This window comes from Variovorax sp. J22G73, from assembly GCF_030317035.1.
GTDB lineage: Bacteria > Pseudomonadota > Gammaproteobacteria > Burkholderiales > Burkholderiaceae_C > Variovorax.
Window position 1 is genome coordinate 117,894 of the sequence record NZ_JASZYK010000011.1, and the last position, 23,437, is coordinate 141,330.

The 23,437-nt window shown below is 68.9% G+C and carries 20 protein-coding genes; 10 read left to right on the top strand and 10 right to left on the bottom strand.

The features are described from left to right. Positions 1–49 precede the first annotated feature (49 nt). The 9 genes from QTI51_RS30095 to QTI51_RS30135 all read left to right on the top strand — a co-directional run bounded on the left by QTI51_RS30095 (position 50) and on the right by QTI51_RS30135 (position 10,358). Positions 50–2,725 carry an autotransporter family protein gene (locus QTI51_RS30095; RefSeq protein WP_116910358.1) on the top strand — a complete coding sequence of 892 codons (2,676 nt, stop codon included), beginning with the start codon at positions 50–52 and terminating at the stop codon, positions 2,723–2,725. A gap of 173 nt (positions 2,726–2,898) precedes the next feature. Beyond that, complete coding sequence (locus QTI51_RS30100) at positions 2,899–3,720, top strand: creatininase family protein (protein WP_116910359.1); 822 nt, start codon at positions 2,899–2,901, stop codon at positions 3,718–3,720. A gap of 23 nt (positions 3,721–3,743) precedes the next feature. Beyond that, positions 3,744–4,574 (top strand): ABC transporter ATP-binding protein, encoded by an 831-nt coding sequence (locus QTI51_RS30105; protein WP_116910360.1) that lies wholly within the window; start codon positions 3,744–3,746, stop codon positions 4,572–4,574. Next, positions 4,552–5,454, top strand: a complete 903-nt coding sequence (locus tag QTI51_RS30110) for an ABC transporter permease (RefSeq protein WP_207786718.1) — start codon at positions 4,552–4,554, stop codon at positions 5,452–5,454. The genes QTI51_RS30105 and QTI51_RS30110 overlap by 23 nt, the downstream gene beginning before the upstream one ends. Beyond that, complete coding sequence (locus tag QTI51_RS30115; RefSeq protein WP_116910361.1) at positions 5,444–6,826, top strand: FAD-binding oxidoreductase; 1,383 nt, start codon at positions 5,444–5,446, stop codon at positions 6,824–6,826. Before QTI51_RS30110 ends, QTI51_RS30115 begins: the two co-directional genes overlap by 11 nt. A gap of 105 nt (positions 6,827–6,931) precedes the next feature. Further along, positions 6,932–7,960, top strand: coding sequence for an ABC transporter substrate-binding protein (locus QTI51_RS30120; protein WP_116910362.1), 1,029 nt, complete (start codon positions 6,932–6,934; stop codon positions 7,958–7,960). Positions 7,961–8,111: 151 nt separating this feature from the next. After that, entirely contained in the window at positions 8,112–8,708 is a 597-nt protein-coding gene (locus tag QTI51_RS30125) for an NAD(P)H-dependent oxidoreductase (RefSeq protein WP_116910363.1), read from the top strand. Positions 8,709–8,724: 16 nt separating this feature from the next. Next, entirely contained in the window at positions 8,725–9,705 is a 981-nt protein-coding gene (locus tag QTI51_RS30130; RefSeq protein ID WP_116910364.1) for a PDR/VanB family oxidoreductase, read from the top strand. Next, positions 9,702–10,358, top strand: coding sequence for a TetR family transcriptional regulator C-terminal domain-containing protein (locus QTI51_RS30135; protein ID WP_116910365.1), 657 nt, complete (start codon positions 9,702–9,704; stop codon positions 10,356–10,358). Before QTI51_RS30130 ends, QTI51_RS30135 begins: the two co-directional genes overlap by 4 nt. On the opposite strand, the gene QTI51_RS30140 is transcribed toward QTI51_RS30135, so the two are convergent. The 9 genes from QTI51_RS30140 to mdeB all read right to left on the bottom strand — a co-directional run bounded on the left by QTI51_RS30140 (position 10,351) and on the right by mdeB (position 20,631). Further along, positions 10,351–10,818, bottom strand: coding sequence for a RidA family protein (locus QTI51_RS30140; protein ID WP_116910366.1), 468 nt, complete (start codon positions 10,816–10,818; stop codon positions 10,351–10,353). The two genes, QTI51_RS30135 and QTI51_RS30140, sit on opposite strands and share 8 nt — an antisense overlap. Positions 10,819–10,848: 30 nt before the next feature. Beyond that, positions 10,849–12,075, bottom strand: coding sequence for an amidohydrolase family protein (locus QTI51_RS30145; RefSeq protein WP_116910367.1), 1,227 nt, complete (start codon positions 12,073–12,075; stop codon positions 10,849–10,851). After that, positions 12,072–12,914 carry a 2-oxo-tetronate isomerase gene (gene otnI, locus QTI51_RS30150; RefSeq protein WP_116910368.1) on the bottom strand — a complete coding sequence of 281 codons (843 nt, stop codon included), beginning with the start codon at positions 12,912–12,914 and terminating at the stop codon, positions 12,072–12,074. The genes QTI51_RS30145 and otnI overlap by 4 nt, the downstream gene beginning before the upstream one ends. 12 nt (positions 12,915–12,926) lie before the next feature. Then, positions 12,927–13,601 carry a class II aldolase/adducin family protein gene (locus QTI51_RS30155; protein WP_116910369.1) on the bottom strand — a complete coding sequence of 225 codons (675 nt, stop codon included), beginning with the start codon at positions 13,599–13,601 and terminating at the stop codon, positions 12,927–12,929. 69 nt (positions 13,602–13,670) lie between these two features. After that, positions 13,671–14,969, bottom strand: a complete 1,299-nt coding sequence (gene otnK / locus QTI51_RS30160; protein ID WP_116910370.1) for a 3-oxo-tetronate kinase — start codon at positions 14,967–14,969, stop codon at positions 13,671–13,673. Between the two features lie 3 nt (positions 14,970–14,972). Continuing rightward, positions 14,973–15,986, bottom strand: coding sequence for a D-erythronate dehydrogenase (gene denD / locus QTI51_RS30165; protein WP_116910371.1), 1,014 nt, complete (start codon positions 15,984–15,986; stop codon positions 14,973–14,975). A gap of 16 nt (positions 15,987–16,002) precedes the next feature. Continuing rightward, on the bottom strand, positions 16,003–16,929 hold the full coding sequence (gene ltnD, locus QTI51_RS30170; RefSeq protein WP_116910372.1) for an L-threonate dehydrogenase: 927 nt from the start codon (positions 16,927–16,929) through the stop codon (positions 16,003–16,005). A gap of 157 nt (positions 16,930–17,086) precedes the next feature. Next, positions 17,087–17,863 carry a FadR/GntR family transcriptional regulator gene (locus QTI51_RS30175; protein ID WP_116910373.1) on the bottom strand — a complete coding sequence of 259 codons (777 nt, stop codon included), beginning with the start codon at positions 17,861–17,863 and terminating at the stop codon, positions 17,087–17,089. 80 nt (positions 17,864–17,943) lie between these two features. Further along, positions 17,944–20,631: an alpha-ketoglutarate dehydrogenase gene (gene mdeB / locus QTI51_RS30180; RefSeq protein ID WP_116910374.1), complete on the bottom strand. Its 2,688-nt coding sequence runs from the start codon at positions 20,629–20,631 to the stop codon at positions 17,944–17,946. A gap of 105 nt (positions 20,632–20,736) precedes the next feature. On the opposite strand from mdeB, the gene QTI51_RS30185 reads away from it, so the two are divergent. After that, positions 20,737–21,210: an Lrp/AsnC family transcriptional regulator gene (locus tag QTI51_RS30185; protein ID WP_116910375.1), complete on the top strand. Its 474-nt coding sequence runs from the start codon at positions 20,737–20,739 to the stop codon at positions 21,208–21,210. A gap of 16 nt (positions 21,211–21,226) precedes the next feature. On the opposite strand, the gene QTI51_RS30190 is transcribed toward QTI51_RS30185, so the two are convergent. Beyond that, positions 21,227–23,236 carry a PhoX family protein gene (locus QTI51_RS30190; RefSeq protein WP_116910376.1) on the bottom strand — a complete coding sequence of 670 codons (2,010 nt, stop codon included), beginning with the start codon at positions 23,234–23,236 and terminating at the stop codon, positions 21,227–21,229. Between the last annotated feature and the right edge of the window lie 201 nt (positions 23,237–23,437).

Genomic DNA, 23,437 nt, shown 5'->3' on the forward strand with positions numbered 1-23,437 from the left:
CGCTGCCCCAGCCCCCGGGGCGTGCACAAGAGACATTCAAGGAGCACCCATGAGCATCGCGCGATCGCGTCGGGTTCAGCACCGTCGTCCCTTTCCCTTTCCCCCTCCGCTTCCGCTTGTCTCCTGGCTGGCCGCCACGCTGGCCACGCTCGCCGCCGACGGTGCCGGCGCCGCCTGCGGCCCCGGCGCCACGCCGGGTTCCAACACTGCGGTGACCTGCGACGGCACGACCACCGGCTCGGCCAGCGTCGTCGCCGCGCCCGGCAGCACCGGCGTGACCATCACCGTGAACCCCGGCGCCACGCTGTCCACCAACGCCACGCAGGCCCTGCTGGTGCGCGACGCCAGCAGCATCACCAACAATGGCCAGGTCACCGTGTCGGGCGGCTCGGGCTCGGCGCGCGCGGCCATGGTGGCCACGGGCAACGACAACACCCTGACCAACAACGGCGCCATCCGCACCACCAGCGGCGGCACCTCGGGCATCCTGGTGACGTCGAACAGCAGCACGCGCACGCTCATCGCCAACAACGGCAGCATCGTCACCACGGGCGGCAGCTCGCACGGCATCTCCACGCTGGGGCCGGGCAACACGGTGGTCAACAACGGCACCATCTCGGCCGCCGGCGCCTCGGCCAAGGGCGTGTACCTGCAGGGCGGCAACCTGGTCGCCAACCTGCTGGTCAACACCGGCACCATCGCCGCCACGGGCGCCAACTCGCCCTCGGGCGGCGCCGACGCGGTGCATGCGAACACGCTGGGCGCCACCTTCTTCTCGCGCGTGGAAAACCGGGCCGGCGCCACGCTGTCGAGCGCCAACGGCTACGGCTATCGCGGCCAGAACGGCAACGACGTGCTGGTCAACGCCGGCACCATCGAAGGCCATGGCGGCGCGGGCAACGGCGACGCCATCTACATGGGCGCGCTGGGCGTGGGCACGCTGGTGCTGCAGACCGGCTCGGTCATCCGCGGCGGCGCCGACGGCGGCGGCGGGCGCGCCAACGCCTTCCTGGAAGGCAGCGGCACGGTGGACAACGCCTTTCGCAATTTCCAGAACCTGACGATGCGCGGCACTGCGTGGTCGTGGCGCACCGACGCGAGCTTTTCAGACGCGGTGCGCATCGAGTCCGGCCGCTTCGAGCTGCCCGCGACGCTCACCAGCCCGGTCATCGCCGTGCTGCCCGGCACCACGGTGGCCGGCACCGGCACCTTCGCGGGCAACGTGACGAACCAGGGCACGCTGCTGCCCGGTCCGAACGACGGGGCGAACTTCGGCGCCTTCACCGTGCGCGGCAACTACACGGGCAGCGGCCCGGCGCTGCTGCAGGTCAACACCGTGCTGGGCGGCGACAACTCGCCCTCCGACAAGCTGGTGGTCGACGGCGGCAACGCCTCGGGCAGCACGGCGGTGCGCGTGGTCAACCGCGGCGGGCTGGGCGCGCCGACGCTGGCCGACGGCATCCTGGTGGTGCAGGCGGTGAACGGCGCCACCACCGCGCCGGGTGCGTTCTCGCTCGCGCAGGCCGTCGAGGCCGGGGCGTACAGCTACCGGCTGTACCGAGGCGGGAATGTGGGCGGAAATGTGGGCGGAAATTCCGACAGCTGGTACCTGCGCAACAGCGGCTATGCGGTCGGCGGCACGGTGGTCGGCTCGCTGGCGGAGGCGGTCGCGCTCCTGGAGGCATCGGCATCCGGTGGCGTTGGCGGCGGGGGCGGTGGCGGGGCCGGACCCGCGACATCGCTGGAGCCCGTGAAGCTGTACCGCCCCGAGGTGGCGCTCTACAGCAGCATGCCGCTGGTGGTGCGCCGGCTGGGGCTGGCGCAGCTGGGCACCTTCCACGACCGGCAAGGCAATACCGACATGCAACTGCTGGCCGGCGATGACGGCCTGGGGAGCACGCAGGCCTCGTGGGGCCGCGTGTTCGGCGAAAGCACCCGCCAGCGCCTGCGCGGCGACGCCGACCCGCAGTTCGACGGCCAGATCAGCGGCCTGCAGCTGGGCCACGACTTTCTCGCCGCCACCGACGGCGCGGGCGGGCGCCACCGCATCGGCGTGCTCGGCGGCTACACGCGCGCCAGTGGCGACACCAGCGGCGTGGCCAGCGGCGGCACCAACACCGCCACCGGCCGCCTCACCGTCGAGGGCTACAGCCTGGGCGCCTACTGGACCCGCGTTGCCGCCAGCGGCTGGTACAGCGACGCGGTGCTCATGGCCAGCCGCTACAAGGCCGACGCGCGCTCCACGCTCGGCCGCGGCGGCACCCCGCGCGGCTCGGCGGTCACGGCGTCTTTGGAGGCCGGCTACCCGCTGGCGCTGGGCGACAACCTCACGCTGCAGCCGCAGGTGCAGCTCGTCTGGCAGCGCAGTTCGCTCGACGACTTCGACGACGGTATTTCCGCCGTGCGCTTCCAGCGGGACAACGCCGTCACCGGGCGTATCGGCGCGCGGCTCGAAGGCCGGGTGGACGCTGGCGGAGGCACCTGGCGTCCGTACCTCAAGGCCAACCTGTGGCACACCTTCAGCGGCAGCAACGCGCTCTTCTTCGGCCCCACCGACCAGGTCGTCAACCGGCGCAACGCGAGCGCGCTGGAGGTGGGCGCCGGTGTCGTCGGCCAGGTCAACAAGACGGTGTCGGTGTACGGCGGGCTGGCCTACACCAGCGCCGTGGGCAACACCGAGCAGACGGGGGTGCAGGGGCAGCTGGGCGTGCGGCTGCGCTGGTAAGGGCCGCATCGGAACTGGCCCGACGCCGCAACTTGACCAGTTGCTCTGGTTTGCACGTCCGTTACCTGTCTTTACCAAGCAGTGGATAGGCATTCGGGTAATTGCCGAGCCACTTTTTTTGACCACATGGATAATTTAAACTGTCCAACCCGACGTCAAAGAGGTGTGCCACGATGAATCCGCCCCGCCTGCGCAGCCGCTTCTGGTCCGACCTGACCAGCGAAGAGTTCTCCCGCCTCGACCGCGAACGGCTCATCGCCGTGCTGCCGGTGGGCGCCACCGAACAGCACGGCCCCCACCTGCCGATGTCGACCGACACGGCCACCATCGACGGCATGGTGCGCGCCACGCTCCCGCACCTGCCCGACGAGCTGCCCGTGCTCTTCCTGCCCACCGTGCCCTACGGCAAGAGCAACGAGCACTCGCGCTATCCGGGCACGCTCACCGTGTCGGCCAACACGCTCATTTCGCTGTGGAAGGACATCGGCGCCTGCGTCGCCAAGGCCGGCGTGCGCAAGCTGGTGCTCTACAACAGCCACGGCGGCCAGATGAGCGTGATGGACATCGTGGCGCGCGACCTGCGCGAGGAACACGACATGATGATCGTGGCCGCCAACTGGTACACGCTGGGCCTGCCCGAAGGCCTGTTCACCGCGCACGAGGGCAAGCACGGCATCCATGCCGGCGACCTCGAGAGCTCGGTCATGCTGCACCTCACGCCCGACTACGTGCGCCGCGACCAGTTCCAGAACTTCAGCTCCATGACCGAGCAACTGGCCGAGGAGAACAAGTTTCTGTCGATCACGCCCAGCGGCAAGCTCGGCTGGCAGATGCACGACATCAACCCCGCGGGCGCCGCCGGCGACGCCACGCGCGCCACCGCGGAGAAAGGCGCGGCGGTGCTCGACCACGTGGGCCGGCGCTTTGTCGAGCTGCTGCACGAGGTCGACCGTTTTCCGCTGTCTCGCCTCGCCAACACGCCGGCCTGGCGCTAGGCTGCGCGCCAAAGGAACGCGCCATGGAAAGCACCACGCCATCCACCACACCCTCCACCACCGCCACGCCCCCGCTGGTCGGCTTGCGCAACGTCAGCAAGCGCTTCGCCAACGGCACGCTCGCGCTGCAGGGCATGACGCTCGACATCGGCGAGCACGACTTCGTCAGCTTCCTCGGCCCCTCGGGCTGCGGCAAGAGCACCGCGCTGCGGCTGATCGCCGGGCTCACCCGGCTCAGCTCGGGCGACATGCACTGGTCGGGCGCCAACACCGGCGCCGCCAAGGACAGCAAGAGCGACCGCGACCTGGGCTTCGTGTTCCAGGAGCCCACGCTCATGCCCTGGACCAAGGTGTTCGACAACGTGTGGCTGCCGCTGAAGCTCGCGGGCATGCGCCGCGACGAGGCCGCGCCGGTGGTCGAGCAGGTGCTGGAGCTGGTGGGCCTCTCGCGCTTTGCCGACGTGTACCCGCGCGAGCTCTCCGGCGGCATGAAGATGCGCGTGTCGATCGCCCGCGCGCTGGTCACGCACCCGCGCCTGCTGCTGATGGACGAGCCCTTTGCCGCGCTCGACGAAATGACGCGCATCAAGCTCAATAACGACCTGCTGGCCATCTGGCGCGAGCATCGTTTTTCGATCGTGTTCGTCACGCACAGCGTGTACGAGTCGGTGTACCTGTCGAACCGCATCGTGGTGATGGCCGCGCGCCCGGGCCGCGTGATCGACGAGATCCGCATCGACGAGCCGTACCCGCGCGGTGAAGAGTTCCGCACCTCGAGCCGCTACAACGCGCATTGCACGGCGGTGTCCCAATCCCTGCATGGAGCGCTGCATGGCCTCGACGTCGACCATTGAAACGGTGATTGCCGTGAATCCAGTGACACCCCTGGACGGCACCGACGCCGCGCCCACCGCCGAGATGCTGCGCGCCCACGAAGACAGGCTGCGCCGGCGCGAATCGATGCTGCGCATCGTGGTGCCCGCGGGCATCGTCCTCGGCCTGCTGCTGCTGTGGGAGTGGATGGTGCGGGCCAACAACATTCCGCACTACATCCTGCCCGCGCCCTCGCTCATCCTGCGCACGCTGTTCGACAACTGGGACTCGCTGTCGAGCGCGCTGTGGTTCACCGTGAAGCTCACGCTGCTCGCGCTCACCGCGGCCATCGTCGGCGGCGTGGCGCTGGCCATTGCGTTCGCGTTGTTCAAGTGGGTGGAAATCGGCCTGTTCCCCATCGCGGTGATCCTGCAGGTCACGCCCATCATCGCGATCGCGCCGCTGATCCTGATCTACGTGTCGAGCACCACGGCGGCGCTGCTGCTGTGCGCGTGGATCGTGGCCTTCTTTCCGATCCTGTCGAACACCGTCATCGGCCTGAAGAGCGCCGACAGCAACCTGCGCGACCTGTTCCAGCTCTACAAGGCCTCGCCCTGGCAGACCTTTCGCTACCTGCTCGCGCCGAGCGCGCTGCCGTACTTCATGGCGGGCCTGAAGATCGCGGGCGGCCTGAGCCTGATCGGCGCGGTGGTGGCCGAGTTCACGGCCGGCACGGCGGGCAAGGAAACGGGCCTGGCCTCGCGCATTCTCGAATCGAGCTTTCGCACCGAGATCCCGATGATGTTCGCGGCGCTGCTGCTGGTGTCCTTGCTGGGCATCGTGATCTTCATCGTGTTCGCGGCGCTGTCGCGCCTGGTGCTCGGCCACTGGCACGAAAGCGAGATGCGCCGTGAAAGGTAAATCGCTCCCCCCCAGGCTTCGCGACTGGGACGCGGTGCGCGAAGACCTGCGCGGCCTCAACGTGATCACCGCGCCCGCGCAGCGCAAGCAGCTGTCGAAGGACTTCTACTGGTACAGCCCCATCCTCAGCGCGCAGCTCGCGGGCTGCGTGGCCGACCTGGTGGTCAAGGTGAGCACCGAAGACGACGTGCGCCAGGCCGCGGCCGTGGCCGCGAAGTGGAAGCTGCCGCTCACCGTGCGCGCGGGCGGCACCGGCAACTACGGCCAGTGCGTGCCGCTGCAAGGCGGCATCGTGCTCGACGTGACGCAGATGTGCCGCGTGCTGGACATTCAGCCGGGCAGCATGCGCGTCGAAGCCGGCGCGCGCATGCACGACATCGACCTGGCTGCGCGCGAGACCGGGCAGGCGCTGCGCATGTGGCCCTCGACCTGGCACGTGGCCAGCATCGGCGGCTTCATCGCGGGCGGCTTCGGCGGCATCGGCTCGTTTCGCCACGGCATCCTGCGCGACCCCGGCAACCTGCTGCGCGCGCGCGTGATGACGGTGGAGCGCGAGCCGCGGGTCATCGAGCTGCACGGCGACGAGATCCAGCAGGTGCACCACGCCTATGGCACCAACGGCGTGATCCTCGACGTGGAGGTCGCGCTGAGCCCCGCCGTCGAGTGGGTGCACTGCACGGTGCTGTTCGAGACCTACCGGGGTGCGCTGGACTTCGGCATCGCGGCGCAGGCGCCCACGCTCGACATCTTCCTGCTGTCGACGGTGGAGGCGCGCTTCTCGCCGTACTACACGGCGATGCGCGACCGTTTCCCCATCGACCGGCACGCGGTGTTCACCATGGTGTCGCCCGAGTCGATGAAAGAATTCCGCGCGCTGGCCGCTGCGCACGGCGGCACGATCTCGGTCGCGGGCACCGAGGCCGAACTGCTCGCCGACGGCCTGCCGCCGGCCTATGAATGCGCCTTCAACCACACGACGCTGCAGGCGCTGAAGGCCGACCGCGGCTGGACGTACCTGCAGGTTGCCTACGCGCAGCCTTTCGATCCGTCGGTGGTGGAGCGCCATCTGACAATCTTCGGCGACGACGTGTTGCAGCACCAGGACTTCGCGCGCGCCGGTGGCGAGTGCGGCACCTTCGGCATCCTGCTGGTGCGCTGGAAGGGCGAGGCCCACCAGTACGAGCTGATCCGCGAGATCGAGTCGCAGGGCGGTTGCCAGATCTTCAACCCGCACGTGGTCACCATCGAGGACGGCGGCATGAAGACCATCGACACGCAGCAGATCGACTTCAAGAAGCGCAGCGACCCGATGGGGCTGATGAACCCGGGCAAGACGCGGGGCTGGACCGCGGACATGGCTGTCGAGCGTTGAGATGAAAAGCTGTTCCTTGTTGCATCGCCGCGCTGTGCTTCATCGTCGTTCAGGGCGCGATGACATGAAAATACCCGTCGAATTCAAAACCAGGAGTCCACTGCCATGCGCGTTCCCGCTCTGACCATTCGCCCGCTTGCCCTCGGCCTCGCCCTTGCGGCTGCCGCCTTCGCCGTGCAGGCGCAAGAAAAAGTGGTGTTCGCCACCAACTGGAAAGCACAGGCCGGACACGGCGGGTTCTACCAGGCGCTGGTGGACGGCACCTACAAGAAGTACGGCCTCGACGTGGAGATCCAGCAGGGCGGCCCCATGGTCAACAACCGGCCGATGCTGCCGGCCGGCAAGGTCGACTTCCTGATGACCGGCAACCTGCTGCAGTCCTTCGACAACGTGAAGAACGGCGTGCCCACCGTGGTGGTCGCGGCCTTCTTCCAGAAAGACCCGCAGGCCATGTTCGCGCACCCCGGCCAGGGCTTCGACACCTTCAAGGACATGACCAAGGCCCCCGTGGCCTTCATCGGCAAGGACGGCCAGTTCAGCTTCTGGCAGTGGATGAAGTCGGAGCACGGCTTCAAGGACTCGCAGCTCAAGCCGTACACCTTCAACGTCGGCCCGTTCCTGGCGGACAAGAAGTCGATCCAGCAGGGCTACGCCATCTCCGAGCCGCTGTCGATCAAGGCGCAGGCCGGCTTCGACCCCGTGGTGCAGCTGCTGGCCGACAACGGCTTCTCGACCTACTCGACCACCATCGAGACGCGCGCCGACCTCATCAAGACCAAGCCCGAGACCGTGCGCAAGTTCGTCGAAGCGTCGATCATCGGCTGGAACAACTACCTCTACGGCGACAACAAGGCCGCCAACGAGCTCATCGCCAAGACCAACCCCGACTCGCCCGTCGCGTCGCTGCAGGGCTCCATCGAGCTCATGAAGAAGATGGGCATCGTCGACAGCGGCGAGTCGCTCACCAAGGGCATCGGCGCCATGGACGAGGCCCGCGTGAAGGACTTCTACGACAAGATGGTCAAGGCCGGCCTGTACAAGGCCGGCGAGGTCGACCTGTCGAAGGTGGTCACCACGCAGTTCGTGAACAAGGGCGTGGGCGTCGACGTGCGCAAGAAGCTCACCGGCAAATAACGCGTTCCGCTTTTTCGTTTCGTTGTCCTTCCCGTGGGTCGCGCGGGGCTTGCGCCGGGGTCAGATGCCGGCGCCTGGGTTGCCATAAGGCACGCGCGGCCTTTTATTCCTGGGCTCTGACCCCGTCTCGCCGACAGGCGAACCGGCCCTCATGAAAACGCTCGTCGTCCACTGCCATCCGAACCCTGACAGCTTCAACCACGCGCTCTACCGCACCACCCTCGAGGCCCTGGAGCCCCGCCACACCGTCAAGGCCATCGACCTGTACGCCGAAGGCTTCGACCCCACGCTCACGCGCGAGGAGCGCATTGCGTACCTCGACAACCCCGAGCTGATCCGCGAGCGCGTGAAACCCCACGTCGACGCGCTGCTGTGGGCCGAGCACCTGGTGTTCGTGTTTCCCATCTGGTTCCATGGGCCGCCGTCGATGCTCAAGGGCTGGCTGGAGCGGGTGTGGCTGCCGGGCGTGGCCTTCCTGCCGGCCGAGCGCAAGGGGCAGCTGGCCAAGTCGGGCATGCGCCACATCCGGCGCCTGACGGTGGTGACCACGGGCGGCTCGCCGCGCTGGTTCGTGATGCTCATCGGCGACCCGGCACGGCGGCTGTTCACGCGCGCGCTGCGGGCGCTGTTCGCGTGGCGCTGCAAGGTGACCTGGCTGCAGCTGCACGACATGAACGCCGTCACCGCGCACGACCGCACCCATTTCATCGAGCGCGTCGCGCGCCAGTTGCAGAAGATCCAGACCTGACAGGGAGACCCACACCATGAGCCTCGAACGCACGCTGACCGTGCGCGTCGCACGCATCTCGCGGCAGACGCCCGAAATCCTCGCCTTCGAACTGGCCCACCCGTGGGGCCGGCCGCTGCCTTCGTACGAGGCCGGCGCGCACATCGACGTGCACATGCCCGGCGGCTTCTCGCGGCAGTACTCGCTGGCGCGCGCGCCTTCTTCGCCGAACGAAGGCGGCAACGTGACCGGCAGCTACGTGATCGGTGTCAAGCGCGAGGGCGCGAGCCGCGGCGGCTCGGCCTCGATGCACGAGCGCGTGCGCGAAGGCGACCTGCTGCCCATCAGCGCGCCGCGCAACACCTTTCCGCTGCGCGACGAAGCCACGCACCACCTGCTGCTGGCCGGCGGCATCGGCATGACGCCGCTGCTGGCCATGGCGCAGGCGCTGGCCGCGCGCGGCGCCGCGTTCACGCTGTGCGTGTTCGCGCGCAGCGAAGAGCACCTGGCCTTCGCCGACGCGCTGCGCCACCCCGCGCTGGCGCCTCACCTTCGCCTGCACCTCGACCAGGGCGACGCCACGCAGCGCATCGACCTGCGCGCGCTGCTGGCCGAGCGCGCGCCCGGCACGCACCTGTACGTGTGCGGCCCCGGCGGCTTCATGCAGGCGGTGCGCGAGGCCTCCGCGCACTGGCCCGAAGACGCGCTGCACGCCGAATACTTCGCCGCCCCCACCGACGCCAACACCACCACCGGCCTGCCCTTCACGCTCAGGCTCGCGCAGCGCGGCATCAGCGTGCCGGTGGCCGCGGACCAGACCGCGGTCGACGCGCTGCATGAAGTGGGCATCGACATTCCGGTGTCGTGCCAGCAGGGCCTGTGCGGCACCTGCGTGGTCGAGGGCGATGGCGAAGGCGCCGAGCACCGCGACTTCTGCCTCACCGGCAGCGAGCGCCGCCACAAGGTGGCGCTGTGCTGCTCGCGCGCAAAGGGCACGGAACTGGTGCTGCAGCTGTGAGCCTGGAAGACAACGCCGCCGACACCGACGCGCCCGCCACGCGCGGCCGCTCGCGCAAGTACACGCAGGTGCTCGGCCTCATCAACCAGGCCGCCATCGAGGTGTTCGCCAGCGAGGGGCTGGCCGGCGCGTCGACGCAGGCCATCGCCGACAAGGCCGGGCTGTCGAAGGCGCAGCTGCACTACTACATCGACAGCAAGGAGGCGCTGTACCGGCAGGTGCTGCAGGACATCCTCACCGACTGGATCGTGGTGTTCGGCTTCAGCGACGAGGCCTTCGGCCCGCGCAAGGTGCTGGGCGACCTGATCCACCGCAAGATGATGTTCTCGTTCGACCATCCGCTGCGCTCGCGCATCTTCACGGCCGAGATGATGCGCGGCGCGCCGGTGGTCAACGACATGATGGACACGAGCAAGCAGCGCACCGACCAGGCCGCTGCCGTGATCCAGAACTGGATGAACCAGGGCCTGATGGACAAGGCCGACCCGATGCTGGTGCTGTTCCACATCTGGGCCGTGACGCAGTTCTACGCCGACCACGCCACCCAGGCCGCCTACTACCGCAACACCGCGCAGCAGGGCGAGGACAAGGACCGCCGCTACCTCATCGAGCAGGTGACGGAGTTCCTGCTCAAGGGCGCGGGCGTCAGGTAGAAGAACGCTTCGGCAGGTACATGGTGGCTTCGACTTCCACCAGCACCTCGTCGCCCGGCAGGAAGCGCGACACCTCCACCACCGTGCTCACCGGCGGCTCGCCGGGGTAGAACAGCCCGCGCACGCGGTTGTAGAACGCGTAGTGCGGCAGGTGGCGAAAGTACTGCACCAGCTTCACCACGTCTTCCATGGTGCCGCCGTGCTCGGCGGCGATCTGGCGGATGCGCTCCAGCACGAACCAGCTCTGCGCGACGATGGGCGCCTCGAACACGTCGACCGACATCTGGCCCGTGGCGTAGCCCACGCCCTGCAGCGCGGTGCGTGCTTCTTCAGGGATGGCGTCGTAGCCGGCGACGGCGCGGCGCGTGGCCGGGTCGACGGCGACCACGCCGCTCATGAAGACGAAATCGCCGACGCGCTTGGCGGCGGCGTAGTTGGCCATTGGCTTGCCCATGCTCATGGGGGTGTTCTCCGGGTTCAGTTCAAGGTATCAAGGTGTCGGGGGCACGAGCACGCGGCCTGCGCGGATGACGGTGCGTTGCCGTCCGCGCGGGCCGACGAGCTCGTGTTCGTCGGTGGCCGCCAACACCAGCAGGTCCGCCGGGCAGCCCGGCGCAATGCGCCCGTCCCACGCGAGGCCCAGTGCTTTCGCGGGGCTCACGGTGACGGCGTCGAGCCAGTCGGAGGCCGGCGCCAGGTGCGCCACCTGCACACCGAGGCCGAAGGTCTCCAGCAGGTCGTAGCTGCCGTAGGGATAGAAGGCGTCCTGCACGTTGTCGGTCGCCAGGCTCGCACGCAAGCCCCGTGCCGCCGCCTCGCGGATGCGCGTGATGCCGCGCTGCACCGGCGTGCGGTCCCAGGCGCCCTGCAGGTACAGGTTGGTGGTCGGCAGCGCGACCAGGTGCAGGCCCGCGCCGGCGCACAGCGCGAGCGTTTCGTTGGCGACCGCATCGTCCTGCACCGACAGCGAACAGCAGTGGCCGCAGACCACGCCGTGGCGGAAGTCGCGCGCGCGCACCAGCTGCGCAATGGCGCGCAGGCCGCCGGCCTCGACGTCGAGGCCTTCGTCCACATGAAAGTCCAGGCCCAGGCCGTGCTGCTGCGCCAGGTCGAACACGCGGCCCAGCTTGTGCACGATGCCGTCGTTGCGGTAGACGAACGCGCCCAGCGTGCCGCCCGCGCGCTTCACCTCGCGCGCGATGCGCTCGCCCGCGGCAAGGTCGGCGAACAGGTCGAGCGGCGTGAGCGACACGAACTGCAGCTCGACGCGGCCGCGCCATTCGGCGCGCAGCGCCTCGAACACCGCCAGCGCGGCGGGCGGCTCGGCCTGCACCCAGTCGAGGTGCGTGCGCAGCGCGCGCGTGCCCGAGCGCCAGGCGTCGTTGAGCGCGCGTTCCATGCGCAGGCGCAGCGACTCGCCGGTCCAGCTGTCGCGGTGCCTGTTCATGCGGTCGATGGCGGCAAACAGGTTGCCCTGCGCCGCGCCCACGTCCTGCACGGTGTAGTTCTTGTCGATGTGCGCGTGCGCTTCGACCAGCGCGCTCAGCAGCGTGCCGCGCGCCTCGCGTTGCTGCGCGCTGGGAACGATGGACTCGACGGTGTCGCCGGCCAGCGTGACGTCGAACACGTTCACGTCGCCGGAACCGCCGGAACCCCCGGGACCGCCAGCGTCGAAGCCGCGCAGCGGCGCGGGAATGCGCAGCGCCTCGAGCTTCATGCGCGTTGCGCGCCGCGTTGCTTCACGCGCTCTTCCTGCGCACGCAGCCAGCCCAGGCCGGCCGACGTGCCACCGGGCTCCGCGCCGCGCTTCGGCCGGTACTCGCACCCGACCCAGCCTTGCCAGCCGCATTGCGCCGACACCTCGTCGAGCACGTCGAACAGGTAGGGGTAGTTCTGCTCGCCGAGGTCGGGCTCGTGCCGGTCGGGCACGCCCGCGATCTGGAGGTGGCCGACGCGGCCGGTGGGCAGGTACTTGCGGATCTTCATGGCCACGTCGCCCTCGACGATCTGGCAGTGGTACAGGTCCATCTGCACCTTGAGGTTGGGCGCGCCCACGGCCTGGACGATCTCGTGCGCGTGGTCTTGCCGGTTGAGGAAGAAGCCGGGAATGTCGCGCGTGTTGATGGGCTCGATGAGCACGTCGCACCCGGCCTTGGCGGCTTCGGTGGCGGCCCAGTGCAGGTTGTCGAGGTACACGGGTTGCAGCGCGTCGCGCGCGAGCCCTTCGGGCACGAGGCCGGCCATGACGTGGATGCGCGGGCAGTCCAGCGCCACGGCGTAGTCGATGGCCTTGGCGATGCCCTCGCGAAACTCGGCGTCGCGCCCGGGCAGGCAGGCCAGCCCGCGCTCGCCGCCGTTCCAGTCGCCGGGCGGGCCGTTGAACAGCACCTGCTGCAGGCCGTTGTGCTTCAGCCGCGCGAGGATCTCGTTCTTCGCGAAGTCGTACGGAAAGAGGTACTCCACGCCTTGGAAGCCGTCTTTCGCGGCGGCATCGAAGCGGTCGAGAAAGGCGAGCTCCGGGTAGAGCATCGAGAGGTTGGCGGCGAATTGGGGCATGGGGTGTTTGTACTACCAGCGTGCGCCGAAGGTGCGGCGCAGTTCATCGATCTGATCGGCATCCAGCGGCGCGGGCGTTGCTGTTCCTGCAGCCTGCGTGAGCATCTGGAGCCGGGCGGTTTCCTCGAGTTCCTCGAGCACGGACATGGCGGCGGCGGGCGTGTCGTGCCACACGTTGGGGCCCAGGCGCGTGAGCATCACGGCGCGAATGGGCGTGCCTGAATTTCCGAACCGCTCGATGGCCTGCGCCACCTGTTCCGCCGCCTCGGGTGCGCCGGGGCGGTGGTACGCGATGACGGGGACGTGGCCGACCTTCATGACGAAGTACGGGGTGAGCGCGGGCAGCAGTTCGTCTTGCGGCGTGTTCAGCGTGAGCGCCACGCAGTGCGTGCTGTGCGTGTGGATGACGCAGGCCGTGTCGGTGTCGAACTTGCGCGCCGCGGCGTAGATGCGCATGTGCAGCGCGATGGTCTTGCTGGCACGGTCGCCGCTGGTCTGCCGGCCTTGCGCATCGAGCTTCGCGAGGCGCGCGGGGTCGAGAAAACCCAGGCAGGCATCGGTCGGGGTGATGAGGAAGCCGTCGTCCAGCCGCACGCTGATGTTGCCTGCTGTCGCGTGCACGTAGCCGCGTTCGAAAAGGCTGCGGCCTGTTCGGCAGATTTCTTCTCTGGCTTGGGTTTCGGTCATGTCTTTTGCTGTGTTGCTGTTCGGGACGATCAACGACCGCTGCGCATAACGATCACGAACCAGCGGCCGTCACCCCAACACCAAGAACGCTTTCGTAAAAAAATCGTCACTGCCGAAGTTGCCGGACTTCAGCGCGATGTGCAACCCCGATGCGGGCGCGGCGTCGGAGCGCGCATGGCACCACGGCACGCCCGGGTCGATCTGCGGGCCGATCTGCATCTGCGCGATGCCCAGCGCCTGCACGCACGCACCCGAGGTTTCGCCGCCGGCCACCACCAGCTGGTGCACGCCGCGCTCGACCAGGCCGCGCGCGATGGCTGCGACGGTGCGCTCGACCATGGCGCCCGCCTGCTCTGCGCCGAGTTGGCCTTGCACCGACTTGACGGCGCCGGCTTCGGCCGTGGAGTAGACGAGCACGGGGCCCTTGTCGAGCAGCGGCGTGGCCCACGACAAGACCTCGGCCGCCACGTCCGCGCCCTGCGCGATGCGCAACGGGTCGATGGCCATGGCCGCGCCGCCGCGCTGCACGAAATCTTGCACCTGGCGGTTGGTGGCGAGCGAACAGCTGCCCGAGACCACGGCCTGCTTGCCGCCGGCCGGGGGCAAGGCGCTGGCCTGGGACGACGGCGCCAGCCCGAAGTTGGCCGGCAGGCCGATGGCCACGCCCGAACCCGCGGTGAGCAACGGCAACTTCGCGAGCGCCGGGCCCATGCGCAGCAGGTCGTCGTTCGACACGGCATCGACGACGGCGATGGACACGCCCTCGGCCTTCAGCTGCGCGATGCGCTCTTCGATGGCCTGCGCGCCGCGCGCGACCACCGCGTGGTCGATGAGGCCGACCTTGCGCTGGCACTGCGCCTGCAGCACGCGCACCAGGTTCGGGTCGGTCATGGGCGTGAGCGGGTGGTTCTGCATGCCGCTCTCGTTGAGCAGCACGTCACCTGCGAACAGGTAGCCCTTGAACACGGTGCGCTTGTTGTCGGGGAAGGCAGGCGTGGCGATGGTGAAGTCGCACTGCAGCGCGTCCATCAGCGCCTCGGTGACGGGACCGATGTTGCCTTGGGGCGTGCTGTCGAAGGTGGAGCAGTACTTGAAATAGACCTGCTGCGCGCCCTGCGCCTGCAGCCAGCGCAGCGCGTCGAGCGACTGGGCGACGGCCTCGGCCGGCGCGATGGTGCGCGACTTGAGGGCGACCACCACCGCATCGACATCCGCACCGAGCGGGCCGTCGGGCACGCCGATGGCCTGCACCACGCGCATGCCCGCGCGCACGAGGTTATTGGCGAGGTCGGTGGCGCCGGTGAAGTCGTCGGCGATGCAGCCGAGCAGGAGCCTGGGTTGTGCGGAGGGCGTGGACGGGTTCGCCATGGCTCAGCCCTTCACCGGCAGCTTCACGGCCTGCGCGTTCTCGCGCACGTAGTCGCGCAGGATGGCGTCGAAGCTCGCGTCGGCCTTCAAGCCCAATGCTTCGGCGCGTGCGGCGTGGATGCGGCTGGGCCAGCTGGTGACGATCTTGGCAATGGCGGCATCGGGCGTCCAGTCGATCAGCGCGCCGGCCTCCTTGCCCGCGATGCGTTCGAGCGCCTGTGCCATGTCGCGCACGGTGGTGGTCAGCGCGGGCAGGTTGACGGCGGTGCGCGCGCCCCACTCGGCGGCGCTGGCCGTGGCGGCGCGCACGAGGCCGGCGACGGTGTTGCCGGGCGATGCCAGTGCCACGGGCGTGTCCGGCGGCACCGGGCAGCGCGCGCGCTCCCCGGCCAGCGGCTCGCGCAGCATGCCGCTCAGGAAGCTCGATGCCGCGCCGTTGGGCTTGCCCGGGCGCACCGACACGGTCATGAGCCGCACGTTGCGGCCCTGCACGAAGCCCTTGCGCGTGAAGTCGGCGACCAGCTGCTCGCCGATGAACTTCTGGATGCCGTAGCTGTTCTGCGGCGTCGGCAAGGTGGTGTCCTCGATGACCGCGGGCAGGCGCTGCTCGGGCGAATCGCCGAACACGGCGACCGAGCTGGAAAACACGAACACCGGGGCGCTCCCGGCACGGCGCGCGGCCTCGAGCAGGCCGCGCGTGGCGTCGAGGTTGCTGCGCATGCCGAGGTCGAAGTCGGCCTCGCATTCGCCGCTCACGGCGGCGGCCAGGTGGAACACGAGCTGGGTGTCGGCGATGGGCAGCGCGTTGGCGGCCAGCTGCGCCAGCAGGTCGCCCTCCGCGAACTGCACGCGCGCGTCGGCGGCCAGGTCGGCGGGTGGTGGCACGCGGTCGGCCAGGGTGACGCGCGAAATGGCTTGCGCGGCGGCGCCGGCCAGGGCGATGTCGCCGCCTGCCAGCAAGGTGCGCGCGAGGCGCGCGCCGAGGAAGCCGCAGCCGCCGGTGATGAGGATGTGCATGGTGTCTCTGCTTTCTTCAGTCGTTTTGCTTCCCGGGCAGCTCGATGCCCGGGAAGATCTTGATGACCGCGCTGTCGTCCTCGCGCGCATGGCCCGCGGTGGAGGCCTGCATGAACATCTGGTGCGCGGTGGACGACAGCGGCAGCGGAAACTTGCTGGCGCGCGCCACGTCGAGCACCAGGCCCAGGTCCTTCACGAAAATGTCGACGGCCGACAGCGGCGTGTAGTCGCCGGCCAGCACATGGGCCATGCGGTTCTCGAACATCCAGCTGTTGCCCGCGCTGTGGGTGATGACCTCGTACAGCGCGGCCGGGTCCACGCCTTCGCGCAGGCCCAGCGCCATGGCCTCGGCGGCGGCCGCGATGTGCACGCCGGCCAGCAGCTGGTTGATGACCTTCACCTTGCTGCCCGCGCCCGCGCTGTCGCCAAGCCGGTAGACCTTGGCGGCCATGGCGTCGAGCAACGCGCCGGCCTTGTCGTAAGCCGCCGGAGTGCCGGCGGTCATCATCGTCATCTGGCCGTTCGCGGCCTTGGCGGCGCCGCCGGAAATGGGCGCGTCGAGGTACAGGATGCCCAGCTTCTGGAGCCGCGCCTCCAGCGCGACCGACCAGTTCGGATCGACGGTGGAGCACATCACGAACAGGCTGCCGGGCTTCATCGAGGCGGCGCAGCCGGGGGCGGTGCCGTCGCCGAACAGCACCGACTCGGTCTGCGCGGCGTTGACCACCACCGACACCACGACGTCGCATTGCGCGCCGAGCGCGGCCAGCGAATCGCAGGCGGTGCCGCCGTCGCGCGCGAAGGCTTCGGCGACCTCGCGGCGCACGTCGAACACATGCGGCGCGTGGCCCGCGCGGCGCAGCGACTGCGCCATGCCGGCGCCCATGGCGCCGAGGCCCACGACGCCGACCGCGCCGACGAAGGGAGAGGGGGAAGTGGTCATTGGAGGGGCTTTTCCTTGAACGGGTGTGCAGCGTAGGCTTCTGCCGCCCGCGCTTCAATTTGTCAGGTCATCATACAAATTTGGGTGCTGCGGGCCGATCCGTTTGAACCCGTACCCGAGCCGTGTGCAGGGGCTCAGCGCCTCGAGGCCCAGGTGCTCAATGGCGCGCGGGCCAGCCTTCGACCAGCGGTCGTGCGAGCTGCGCGCCCTCTTGCTGCCAGAACGCCGGGTCGGCCTGCTCGATGCGGCGGATGGCGTTGTCCATGTGCGACTTGGCGGCCTCGCGCGCGCGCGCCGGGTCGCCCGCGTCGATGGCATCGACGATCAGCGCGTGCTCCTGCGCCACCTGGGCCGCGAAGTCGGCGCGGCGGGCTTCGTTGGCGCGCGTCACGCGCGTGGCGCCGTGCAGGAACTGGCGCAGGTACTGCAGCGTGCCGAGCAGGAAGGGGTTGCGCGCGGCCTCGGCGATGGCGGTGTGGAAGCGCACGTCTTCGTCGGCCCCGTTGCCCCCGGCCACCACCGCCGCCTTCAGCGCCTTGATGGCCTCGCGGATGCGGCGCAGGTCGGTCTTGGTGCGGCGCTCGGCCGCCAGCGCGGCCACTTCGGCCTCGAGCGCGCGGCGCAGCTCGACCATCTGGATGACGGCTTCGCGCGAGGCCACGTGCGGCATGTCGAAGCGCAGCGGCTCGATGCCGGCGGCGCGCACGTACACGCCGCTGCCCTGGCGCGAATCGACCAGCCCCAGCGACTTGAGCCGCGACACCGCCTCGCGCACCACGGTGCGGCTCACGCCGAATTGCGCGGCCAATGCGGTCTCGGTGGGCAGCCGGTCGCCTTCGCCGAGCCGCCCGCTGCGCACCTCGGCGGCCAGCGCGTCGGCCACCTGGTCGGCCAGGCGGACGGTGGGGGCTACGGACTGGAAGCGGGCGGTCATGGGGCGGAAGGTGGGGCCTGCGACTCTAACGCAGGCCCTCCGCACGGGCGCGCCCGCACACGCCTCCCGGCCGCGTGGCCTCAGCGCAGCGCGTGCCGCGCAGCGTTCGCGATGCTGGCCGCGTCCACCCCGAAGAACCCGCGCAGCGCGGCGCGCGTGTCGCTGCGCCCGAAGCCGTCGGTGCCCAGCGTGAGGTAGCGCCGGCCTTCCGGCAAAAAGGCGCGCACGCTTTCGGGCACGGCGCGCACGTAGTCGGTGGCGGCGACGATGGGCGAGGTGTTCTTACCCTTGCCCTCGCCCTTGCCGAGCTGCTGCGCGATGAAGGCGGTGCCGGCTTTTTCCGCGCTCGCGCCGGCCAGTGCGCGCTGCTCGCAGGCCGCGCCGTCGCGTGCCAGCTCGCTCCAGCTCGTCACGCTGAACACCTCGGCCTCGATGCCTTCGTCGGCCAGCAGCTGCGCGGCCTTCACCACCTCGGTGAGGATGGCGCCCGAGCCCATGAGCGTGACCTTCTTCTGCGCCTTGCCGGAGGTGGGCGTGTACACACCGAAGCGGTAGCAGCCGCGCAGGATGTCGCTCTCCGCGCCCGCGGGCACGTCGGGCTGCGCGTAGTTCTCGTTCATGAGCGTGACGTAGTAGAAAACGTCCTTCTGCTCGACCATCATTTCGCGGATGCCCGCATCGACGATCACCGCCATCTCGCCCGCGTAGGCCGGGTCGTAGGCCTTGCAGTTGGGAATGGTCGCGGCCACGAGGTGGCTGCTACCGTCCTGGTGCTGCAGGCCTTCGCCGCCGAGCGTGGTGCGGCCCGAAGTGGCGCCCAGCAGGAAGCCGCGCGCGCGCTGGTCGGCCGCCGCCCAGATGGCGTCGCCCACGCGCTGGAAGCCGAACATCGAGTAGTAGATGTAGAAGGGCAGCATCGCCAGCCCATGCACGCTGTAGCTGGTGGCCGCGGCCGTCCAGCTCGCGATGGCGCCGGCCTCGCTGATGCCCTCTTCCAGGATCTGCCCGTCGGTGGCCTCGCGGTAGCTCAGCACCGAGCCGATGTCTTCGGGCGCATAGCGCTGGCCCACGCTCGAGTAGATGCCCACCTGCTTGAACAGGTTGGCCATGCCGAAGGTGCGTGCCTCGTCGGCCACGATGGGCACGATGCGCGGGCCCAGGGCCTTGTCCTTCATGAGGTTGCCCAGCATGCGCACGAAGGCCATGGTGGTGCTCATTTCCTTGCCGGCCGCGGCGGTCGCGAACTGCGCGTAGCTGGCGATGTCGGGCTTGGGCACCACGTCGCATGCGGTCTCGCGGCGCGGCATGGCGCCGCCCAGGGCTTCGCGGTGCTGGCGCAGGTAGCGCATCTCGGCGCTGTCTTCCGGCGGGCGGTAGAAGTCCATGGCGGTGGCCTGCGCGTCGGTCAGCGGCAGGTTGAAGCGGTCGCGGAACTCGATGAGGTCCACGTCGCCCATCTTCTTGTGCGAATGCGTGGTCATCTTGCCCTGCGCGGCGCTGCCCATGCCGTAGCCCTTCTTGGTGTGGGCGAGGATGACGGTGGGCTGGCCCTTGTGCGCGGCCGCGGCGGCGTAGGCCGCGTGGATCTTCACGAGGTCGTGGCCGCCGCGCTTGAGGCGGTCGATCTGCTCGTCGGTCATGCCCTCGGCCAGGCGCGCGAGCTCGGGGTTCTGGCCGAAGAAGTTGTCGCGGTTGAAGCGGCCGTCCTTCGCGGCGAAGGTCTGCATCTGGCCGTCGACGGTTTCCGCGAACACGCGCGCCAGCGCGCCGCTCACGTCCTGCGCGAAAAGGCCGTCCCAGTCGCTGCCCCACACGAGCTTGACGACGTTCCAGCCGGCGCCGGCGAAGAGCTTCTCGAGCTCGTCGATGATGCGGCCGTTGCCGCGCACCGGGCCGTCCAGGCGCTGCAGGTTGCAGTTGACCACCCACACGAGGTTGTCGAGCTTTTCGCGCGCGGCCAGCGTCAGCGCGCTCATGGATTCGGGCTCGTCCATTTCGCCGTCGCCGAACACGCCCCACACCTTGCGGCCTTCGCAGTTCAGCAGGTTGCGGTGCGTGAGGTAGCGCATGAAGCGCGCGTGGTAGATCGAGCTGATGGGGCCGATGCCCATCGAGCCGGTGGGGAACTGCCAGAAGTCCGGCATCAGGTACGGGTGCGGATAGCTGCTGAGGCCGCGCGCGCCCGTGCCTTCCGTGAAGGCCGGGGCGGTGAGCTCCTGGCGGTAGTGCGCCAGGTCTTCTTCGCTCAGGCGGCCTTCGAGGTACGCACGCGCATACACGCCGGGCGCGCTGTGCGGCTGGAAGAACACCAGGTCGCCGCGGTGGTGTTCGCTGCGCGCATGAAAGAAGTGGTTGAAGCCGGTCTCGAACAGGTCGGCCGCGCTCGCGTAGCTGGCAATGTGGCCGCCGAGTTCGCCGTAGGCCTGGTTGGCCTTGGCCACCATGGCCAGCGCGTTCCAGCGCATCAGCGAGGCGAGCTTTTCTTCCACGGCGAGGTCGCCCGGAAATGGCGGCTGGTCTTGCGCGGCGATGGTGTTGACGTACGGCGTCGCCAGCTCGGGCTGCCAGCCGATGCGCTGCTGGCGCGCCAGGCGGGCCAGCTCCACCAGCATCTGCCGCGCGCGCTGCGGGCCCTGCGTTTGCGCCAGCGCCAGGAAGGCGTCGCGCCATTCGGCGGTTTCCGTGGGGTCGGGGTCGTGCGACAGCGGCGTGGGCGACGCGTCCAGCAACAGGGCGCGCATCTGGTCGGGCGAGATCGGGGCGTTCATACCGGCACTTTAGGCCGCACCCATGAAAATTAGCTACCGGCGCTCGCAAATCCGTGCCAAGGTCGCAGCATAAAATTTTTAAAACAGAATTGGAGACGGCATTTCATGCAACTCGACGCCATCGACCTGCGCATCCTCGACGAACTGCAGCGCGACGGCGCGCTGTCGAACGTGGAACTCGCGCGCCGCGTGCACCTGTCGCCCTCGCCCTGCCTGGCGCGCGTGAAGGCGCTGGAAACCAACGGCGTCATCGACCGCTACGTGGCGCTTGCCAACCCGAAGGCGCTGGGCCTGGGCCTGAACGTGTTCATCTCGATCAGCCTGCGCACGCAAAGCAAGCAGTCGCTGGCCGACTTCGAGCAGCGCATCGCCGAGCACGACGAGGTGATGGAGTGCTACCTGATGACGGGCGACCGCGACTACCTCATTCGCATCGCCGTGGCCGACATGGCGGCGCTCGAAAAATTCATCATGGAACAGCTCACGCCGATTCCAGGCATCGAGAAGATCCGCTCGAGCTTCGCGCTCAAGCAGGTGAGATACAAAACGGCGCTGCCGTTGCCGACAGCGCCGTCCTGAATAGCGGGCAAGCCGCTTACTTGGCCAGCTTGGGCTGGATCGGGTCGGCGGTGAGGTAGCCGACGGCGGCGCTGAAAGCGTCGTTGTAGTTGGCCTTCACCAGCGGGCCAAGCGCGTTCTTCACCTCGGTCGTGGCCGTCTTGATGAACTCGCCCGCGTGCTGGAAGTTGCTCATGATGTACGTCCAGCCATTGATCTCGTCCACGGCGTGCAGGCCCGTGCACTCCGCGCCGGTCGGCGTCGACAGGATGCGCGACAGCTTCTTCGTGTCGACGTTGTAGGCCCACAGGAAGTTGTTGACGTGGTTGCCGCTGTCTTCGCCGATGAACAGGGTGCGCATCTTTTCCGAGAACTTGATGTTGTCGGGGCTGGCGATCTTGTCGGCGTGGGCGGTGTTGCCGAGCGCGTCGGCGGCAATGTCCTCGCCCACCAGCAGTGCCTTGGTGAGCACGGGCACCCAGTCGCTGTTGATGGAAGTGCCGGCAGTGTCCTTCTTGCCGCCGGCCAGGGTGTGGGCGAGCACGCCGCCGGCCACCAGGGCCTTTTCGACCGTCACGTTCAGGTCGGCGCGCCATGCGGCGTTGCCCTTGACCATGGACGACTGGATGTTGGCCAGCGCCGAGTAGGCGATCTTGTCCTTGGCGTTGACGGTGGTGCCTTCCATCTTGGTGAAGGCCATGCTGGCGCCCACGAGGTTGGCGTAGCGGTGCGTCTCCAGGAAGGCAGCGGCCTTTTCCATGCCGGGCACGAGCTTGATCCACTGGGCGGCGCCGTCGGCAAAGATCTTGGTGTAGCTGACGTCGGTCGGGTCGGCGTACTTCACGTCCATGATGTCGGTCGGCGCGAGCGTGTTGGCCAGCGCCTCGATCTCGGCGCTGGTGGCGTGGCCGAGCTTGATCCAGGTCAAATCGGCGCCGGCGGCGGCCGGGTCGATGGAGAAGCCGGCGCCCACCTTGGCGACGTACAGCGTGCCGGCGGACAGGTCTTTTTCCTTGTCGGCCACGAACATGAACAGGCCGCCGTTGGTGTAGTCGTCGCCCATCAGCGCGGTGCGGTTGTCAGGCATCACCTGGATCAGCTCGTGCGAGATGCGGCCCAGGCAGTAGTGCTTCTTCACGCTGCCGGTGCCGTCGGGGTTCACGGTGACTTCGGGCAGGTGACCGTAGTGGTAGGCCTTGGCCGTGGTCTCGCTGCCGAACACGTTCTTGCTGTAGGCCTTGAACTGCGCGTTGGACGTGGCGGTGAAGGCATCGGGCTCGTACTCTTCGCTCGACAGGTGGGTGCCCCAGGGCGACAGGCTGGCGCCGCAGGTGATCCACAGGCCGTGGGCGCTGGACATGTCGACGTTGTGGTACTTGACGAGCGAGAGCTTGCCGGTGGTCTGGTCCTGGTCGAGCGTGAGCACGGCGATGGGCGAGGGCAGCTGGCCGTAGGTGCTGTCACCCTTCTGGTTCTTGGTCATGTACTCGAACTGCACGACGGCGAACACCGGCTTGCCCTTGACGCCGGGCACGTTGGCATTGGGAACGGTCAGCAGCGAGCTGCCGTCCGGCGCGTCGGAGAAGAACTGGCGCTCCTTGCCGACCACCGACACGTCCATGATCGGCTTGTTGTTGATGTCGACGTAGCCGCCGGCCAGCACCTTGCCACCCTTGCCGTCGGAGACCATGTCGCCGGTCAGGAAGAAGGGCTGGTAGGCCAGCTGGTATTCGGTGGAGGTGCCGTTGTCGAACGACACCTTGAGCGTGGAGGCGACCGTGGTGGTGGCCATGGCGGCGGCATTGGCCAGCGACGGCGCGGGCATGCTGCCGAACTCGGCCGAAACGAAGTTCGGCGTGGGCGCAGGGGCCGGAGCGGGTGCCGGCGCCGGGGCGGGCGCGATGGGCAGGAAGGTCTGGCCGCCGTCGCTGCCGCCGCCGCAAGCGGTCAGGAAGGCGACACCGCCCAGTGGCAACATGGGCGCGGCGCCGAGCAACTTGAGGGCGTGGCGACGGGAGGCGCCGGGCGCCTTGGTGGAATCGGTCATTTTGTTTTCCAGAGATCGTGGGAGGGGATCGCCGTGAGGTCTGAAGTCAAAAGAAGTCAGCCTCTCGTCAGCCCGCGAACCTTAAAAGGCGCCCGTGACGGAACCATGCATCGCGCATGACAGAACCATGACAAGGCGCGCCGCAAGGGCGCGCCGGTCATCTGGAAAAAAGGGAACAGGCCCTTGCGCCGGGCCCGTTTC

What these genes read in the sequence shown, in the direction of transcription:
- QTI51_RS30095 (WP_116910358.1), top strand. Translation starts at nt 50, where the DNA reads ATGAGCATCGCGCGATCGCGTCGGGTTCAGCACCGTCGTCCCTTTCCC.
- QTI51_RS30100 (WP_116910359.1), top strand. Translation starts at nt 2,899, where the DNA reads ATGAATCCGCCCCGCCTGCGCAGCCGCTTCTGGTCCGACCTGACCAGC.
- QTI51_RS30105 (WP_116910360.1), top strand. Translation starts at nt 3,744, where the DNA reads ATGGAAAGCACCACGCCATCCACCACACCCTCCACCACCGCCACGCCC.
- QTI51_RS30110 (WP_207786718.1), top strand. Translation starts at nt 4,552, where the DNA reads ATGGCCTCGACGTCGACCATTGAAACGGTGATTGCCGTGAATCCAGTG.
- QTI51_RS30120 (WP_116910362.1), top strand. Translation starts at nt 6,932, where the DNA reads ATGCGCGTTCCCGCTCTGACCATTCGCCCGCTTGCCCTCGGCCTCGCC.
- QTI51_RS30125 (WP_116910363.1), top strand. Translation starts at nt 8,112, where the DNA reads ATGAAAACGCTCGTCGTCCACTGCCATCCGAACCCTGACAGCTTCAAC.
- QTI51_RS30130 (WP_116910364.1), top strand. Translation starts at nt 8,725, where the DNA reads ATGAGCCTCGAACGCACGCTGACCGTGCGCGTCGCACGCATCTCGCGG.
- QTI51_RS30140 (WP_116910366.1), bottom strand. Translation starts at nt 10,818, where the DNA reads ATGAGCATGGGCAAGCCAATGGCCAACTACGCCGCCGCCAAGCGCGTC.
- QTI51_RS30145 (WP_116910367.1), bottom strand. Translation starts at nt 12,075, where the DNA reads ATGAAGCTCGAGGCGCTGCGCATTCCCGCGCCGCTGCGCGGCTTCGAC.
- otnI (WP_116910368.1), bottom strand. Translation starts at nt 12,914, where the DNA reads ATGCCCCAATTCGCCGCCAACCTCTCGATGCTCTACCCGGAGCTCGCC.
- QTI51_RS30155 (WP_116910369.1), bottom strand. Translation starts at nt 13,601, where the DNA reads ATGACCGAAACCCAAGCCAGAGAAGAAATCTGCCGAACAGGCCGCAGC.
- otnK (WP_116910370.1), bottom strand. Translation starts at nt 14,969, where the DNA reads ATGGCGAACCCGTCCACGCCCTCCGCACAACCCAGGCTCCTGCTCGGC.
- denD (WP_116910371.1), bottom strand. Translation starts at nt 15,986, where the DNA reads ATGCACATCCTCATCACCGGCGGCTGCGGCTTCCTCGGCGCGCGCCTC.
- ltnD (WP_116910372.1), bottom strand. Translation starts at nt 16,929, where the DNA reads ATGACCACTTCCCCCTCTCCCTTCGTCGGCGCGGTCGGCGTCGTGGGC.
- QTI51_RS30175 (WP_116910373.1), bottom strand. Translation starts at nt 17,863, where the DNA reads ATGACCGCCCGCTTCCAGTCCGTAGCCCCCACCGTCCGCCTGGCCGAC.
- mdeB (WP_116910374.1), bottom strand. Translation starts at nt 20,631, where the DNA reads ATGAACGCCCCGATCTCGCCCGACCAGATGCGCGCCCTGTTGCTGGAC.
- QTI51_RS30185 (WP_116910375.1), top strand. Translation starts at nt 20,737, where the DNA reads ATGCAACTCGACGCCATCGACCTGCGCATCCTCGACGAACTGCAGCGC.
- QTI51_RS30190 (WP_116910376.1), bottom strand. Translation starts at nt 23,236, where the DNA reads ATGACCGATTCCACCAAGGCGCCCGGCGCCTCCCGTCGCCACGCCCTC.